This window comes from Kitasatospora sp. NPDC096077, from assembly GCF_040303245.1.
GTDB lineage: Bacteria > Actinomycetota > Actinomycetes > Streptomycetales > Streptomycetaceae > Kitasatospora.
Genome location: NZ_JBEOSV010000137.1, coordinates 1 through 4091 on the forward strand (window position 1 = coordinate 1; position 4091 = coordinate 4091).

Consider the following 4091-nt stretch of genomic DNA (forward strand, 5'->3'; position numbering starts at 1 on the left):
CCTGTTGCTCGGTTGGATTCGACACCCACGAGCTGTACGGGAGGCCCCACTTCCATGCTCGGCCGGCCAGAGGATCACCCAACCGAGTCGACAGCATCGAACTCACGCCCACCCAGATCGATACAGCAACAGCGACTAAGTATTTCTGTCACGCAGCAGATGAAGAGCAGTCGCAGTTGTGGCTGCAGACAGGCCGACAATGACCAGTTGGCACCAAAAAGGCGGATCGAATATTCTGTTGGTCGCGATCAGGAATACTGCGAGTAGTCCGAATGCGGCGATCCTTTTTCGCATGGATGTCTCCTATCTGATCAGACAAGTGAGCTTAGGCAGGCTGTCGCCCCGGCTCCGGCCACGCTAACGGCCAGATCCCTCGCCACCGTGCCGTTGATCCTGCCGACAACCAGGGCTCCTGCGCCGCCGATTCCCGCCTTGATCAAGCAGTTCTTGACGATATCGGACATCGGCTTTTTGGCGAGGGCCTCACAGTACTTCTGCTTTTCGCCGTTATCGTCGCCGAAGCGGCAGTTGATGGAGTTGTACTCCTGGATGACGTCGACCGCATGGGCGGACGAGCCTGAAGCACCCAATGCCATTGCCGTCACGAGGCCAATCGAAAAAGCCTTGATCTTCACTCTTCACCTTCGGTCGAGTTCGTTTTCGGTCCGGGAGCTCCTTTAGCGAGCCTATTGAGAAATACCGGGCCTGACTAGGTGTCACTGATTCGATTTCCCCTCGCTGAGGCATAGGAGAACTGATGCTCAGTCATTCGCCGCCGACCCGGCCGGGCCGCACCGCGTACCGGCGCTGTGCCGCCAACCCGAACGGGTCGACCACCGCGCTGCGAGCCGACGTCCTCGGCGCGCTCGGCGTCCTCAAGGTCGCCACCGCCGACCAGCTCCAGCGCCTGCTGCGCCCCCGGGCGGCGTCGAACACCGTGATCCGGCAGGCGCTGCGCGATCTCGCGCTGCACGGCCTGGTTGCCTCCGACGGCAACACCCGGGACCGGCACCAGACCTGGCGGCTGGAGGGAACGGCCGGACTGGAGGCGGCCGGGCACGTCCTCGGCCTGCCCCGCTCCGGCATGGGCTCCACCGCCCGGGGTGCCGGACGCTCCGGCGCCCAGCACGCGATGGCGGTCAACGAGACGATCACCGCGTTCGTCCTGGGCGGCACCGCGCCCGACGCGGGCGGGCTCATGGGGGTCCTGACCGGACCCCGGTGGGCGAAGACCGCCGCCAGCATTCCGCGGCGCGGAGCGTCGGCGGGCTGTACGCCCAACGACTCGAACGACTGCGACCCGGCGAACACTGGAGCCTGCTCCCCGGCCTACTTCGCCCCCAGGCCGGCGGAGCTGCAACAGCTCGGCGTGTGCAGCCCCGACGAGGGCGAGTCGTGCCCGCCGACCGGATGCGCGCCGCTGGAACTCACCCCGGTCAGCGTGTACGGCTGCACGCCGAACGACTCGAACGACTGTGATCCCGCCAACACCGAGGCGTGCGCGCCCAAGTACTGAGAGGGTGGGGCATGACCATTCAGTGGCAGGGATGGGCCGCCGACCTGGCTGCCCAGACGACCGACCCGGATTCCCGGTGGCGGAACCCGGTCTCGCAGGTCCCCCGGCACCTGCTGATCCCCAAGTGGTGGGAACGGAACAGCGATGGCGGGTGGGAACTCCAGGTCGGAGAGGACGATCCCGACCGATGGCTGAACACGGCGTACGGGAACGACTCGGTGGTCACCAGTGTGGGCGGACTCCACGCCGACCACGCTGAGCCCGGCGATCAGCCGACCGGAGAGACGACGTCATCGGCGACCCTGACCAAGCTCGTGGTGAAGATGCTGCGGCACGGCCGGATCAACGCGGGACACGATCTCCTGGACATCGGCACGGGGGCTGGCGGGCTGACCGCCATCGCTGCCAGGAGGCTCGGCCAGGAGCACGTGACCAGCGTGGACGTGGACAAGTACCTGACCGTCGTCGCCTCCGATCGCCTGGGCGACATGGGGTTGTACCCGACGTTCCACACCGTGGACGCCACCGGTCCCCTTCCGGGGGACTATGACCGGATCGTGGCCACGGTCTCCACCCGCCCCGTCCCGGTGTCCTGGCTCCAGGCCCTTCGCCGAGGTGGCCGTCTCGTCACCACGCTCGCCGACACGGCTCTGATCCTCACCGCCTGGAAGGACGACAGCGGCGGGGCAACCGGCGTGATCGAACGGGACTGGGCCGGCTTCATGACGACCCGGCACGGGCCCAAGTACCCCTCGAAGCTGGAGAAGGTCTTCCAGGCCGCCCGCGACGAGGAGGGGGAGGAGGTCAGCAAGACCTTCCGCTACCCGGTCGCCGACATCCGGAACGCCTGGGAGGTCTGGTCGATGCTCACGATCAACATCCCGGGAATCCAGATCGACTACGAGCAGACAATCCACGGCCGCACGGCTTACCTTGCACACCCGGACGGGTCGTGGGCCCGCGCCGAGGCCTACCGGTTCGAGCCACCGACCGTCCACCAGTCCGGCCCCCGCCGCCTGTGGAAGGAACTCGAATCCATCCGTAACTGGCGTGAAGTCGAAGGCGGATTGCCGTTGTACGGCTGCGACGCCGTGATCACCTCGGACGGTGCGATCCACTTGTCCCGGGGTAGGTGGCACGCCGAGATCACGTAGGCCGGAAACTCGAAAAGGCCCCTCCCCGAGAGGGGAGGGGCCTGTCTGGCGTTAGGGTCAGACGCTACAAGTGCCGTTACCGGGACCGCTGTTCCAACCGTTGGAGAAGTCGTGAGTGCTGCCCACGAGAATCCGTGGGCCGCACGTCTTCAGCCAACCGGGGATCCACACCGTGAGGTTGATCGCCGCAGTGAAGGAGCGGCCGGGGGTGTAGTGGGTCCCGGGGCCCTGGTACAGGTCCTTGGACTTCCAGGACACGGGGCCGGGCGCGGAGTAGGGAACCGTGCCTTCCGCGCTGTTATGTGCGGGGTCATTCCAGTTCAGGTACACGCTGCCTGAGACGTTCTGCTGCCAGCCGTTGATCCAGTCGACTTCGGCATAGGCAGTCGAACACTTGGCGTACCAGCCGATGTACAGATTTCCGATCGTCTGAGAGTCGGTCCAGTTGTTGGAGATCTTGATGGGCGTGGACGGTCCGAGCGGCACGGGGTCGCCGCAATCGGCAGCATGTACGGCGCTGACGGGGACGGTGACCAGGGCGGCGCTTGCGGCCGCGACACCGAGGGCAGCGATAGCAGAGCGGAGGCGATGGCGTGCGGACATGTGAGCCCTCCAGGGGCAGTGGCATGAACCTGGCTATCTGCCTTGATCCTGGCAGATGCCCGCCTGGGAAGGAAGCCCTCTCACCCCGAACCAATCTGGCAGTACCTGCTCGCCAAGCACAAGGTGGAGAGCAACGTTCGTGTGGTCCCCTAACTCGCAAGGTTCTTCTTCGATGGACACCATCTACCTCGGCGCCGCCCCTGGCACCACCTGGGCGCTCACCCCGGAGGAAGCTGAAGAGCACCTCCAAGTCCGGTTCCCGGGTATGGAGTCCTGGCTCAAGCACGCCCCGGTGAGCGACAAGGACTATGTCGATTTCGACGTGGAGGTCGACGGCGAGGTCCGGCAGTGCAGCTACTTCGGGGGAGGCCAGCTGATCCTGCGTGACGGAGACCCGGCGGTGTGGGCCGACACGATCGCCTGGTTCCTCGGTCTCCTGCCGCCGGAGGCACGGACGGTGGCGATGGTCGCGGCGAACCCGGACAACGTGCGCGTGGTCCCGCCCGGCTCCAGCACGTCGGAGATCGAAGGGCTGCTTCAGTCGCTGTTCGACCTAGACTAGCGTCTCGTGAGCGGTCGGGCGCAGGAGGGTACGGCCGGGCTGAACGCGGACGCGACTGCGCCCTGCCGCGTTTGGGGAGCGGCGGGGGGCAGTAGATGACCGGCGGCCGTGGCGCGACCGCCTTCGGGGCGCGGGCGGGGCGTGTGCCCGGGCTGACTTCTGCCGACCCGCAGAACAAGAACCAGATCCGCGGCGTCGAGATCGACACCAGCGACCCCGACACCGTCTCCTACTGGCGCACCGTGCTCGCCCTGCG

General features: G+C 66.5%; 5 protein-coding genes. 3 read left to right on the forward strand and 2 right to left on the reverse strand.

Annotated elements, in window-relative coordinates; translation table 11 throughout:
• Positions 1-311: 311 nt before the first annotated feature.
• Positions 312-635: a hypothetical protein gene (locus ABTZ03_RS44010; RefSeq protein WP_350518908.1), complete on the reverse strand. Its 324-nt coding sequence runs from the start codon at positions 633-635 to the stop codon at positions 312-314.
• A gap of 122 nt (positions 636-757) precedes the next feature.
• Here ABTZ03_RS44010 and ABTZ03_RS44015 point away from each other — a divergent pair, with 122 nt between their 5' ends.
• Together ABTZ03_RS44015 and ABTZ03_RS44020 are read left to right on the forward strand one after the other, a co-directional pair.
• Entirely contained in the window at positions 758-1516 is a 759-nt protein-coding gene (locus ABTZ03_RS44015) for a replication-relaxation family protein (protein ID WP_350518909.1), read from the forward strand.
• Entirely contained in the window at positions 1498-2670 is a 1173-nt protein-coding gene (locus ABTZ03_RS44020; protein WP_350518910.1) for a protein-L-isoaspartate O-methyltransferase family protein, read from the forward strand. The genes ABTZ03_RS44015 and ABTZ03_RS44020 overlap by 19 nt, the downstream gene beginning before the upstream one ends.
• Positions 2671-2727: 57 nt before the next feature.
• Here the strand turns inward: ABTZ03_RS44020 and ABTZ03_RS44025 are convergent, their stop codons facing one another.
• Positions 2728-3273 (reverse strand): hypothetical protein, encoded by a 546-nt coding sequence (locus ABTZ03_RS44025; RefSeq protein ID WP_350518911.1) that lies wholly within the window; start codon positions 3271-3273, stop codon positions 2728-2730.
• 172 nt (positions 3274-3445) lie between these two features.
• Between ABTZ03_RS44025 and ABTZ03_RS44030 the strand changes: the two genes are divergently transcribed.
• Entirely contained in the window at positions 3446-3835 is a 390-nt protein-coding gene (locus tag ABTZ03_RS44030; protein ID WP_350518912.1) for a hypothetical protein, read from the forward strand.
• The last annotated feature ends 256 nt before the right edge of the window (positions 3836-4091 follow it).

Excerpts from the sequence above, each read along its gene's own strand:
- ABTZ03_RS44015 (WP_350518909.1), top strand. The coding sequence starts at position 758 with ATGCTCAGTCATTCGCCGCCGACCCGGCCGGGCCGCACCGCGTACCGG.
- ABTZ03_RS44025 (WP_350518911.1), bottom strand. The coding sequence starts at position 3,273 with ATGTCCGCACGCCATCGCCTCCGCTCTGCTATCGCTGCCCTCGGTGTC.
- ABTZ03_RS44030 (WP_350518912.1), top strand. The coding sequence starts at position 3,446 with ATGGACACCATCTACCTCGGCGCCGCCCCTGGCACCACCTGGGCGCTC.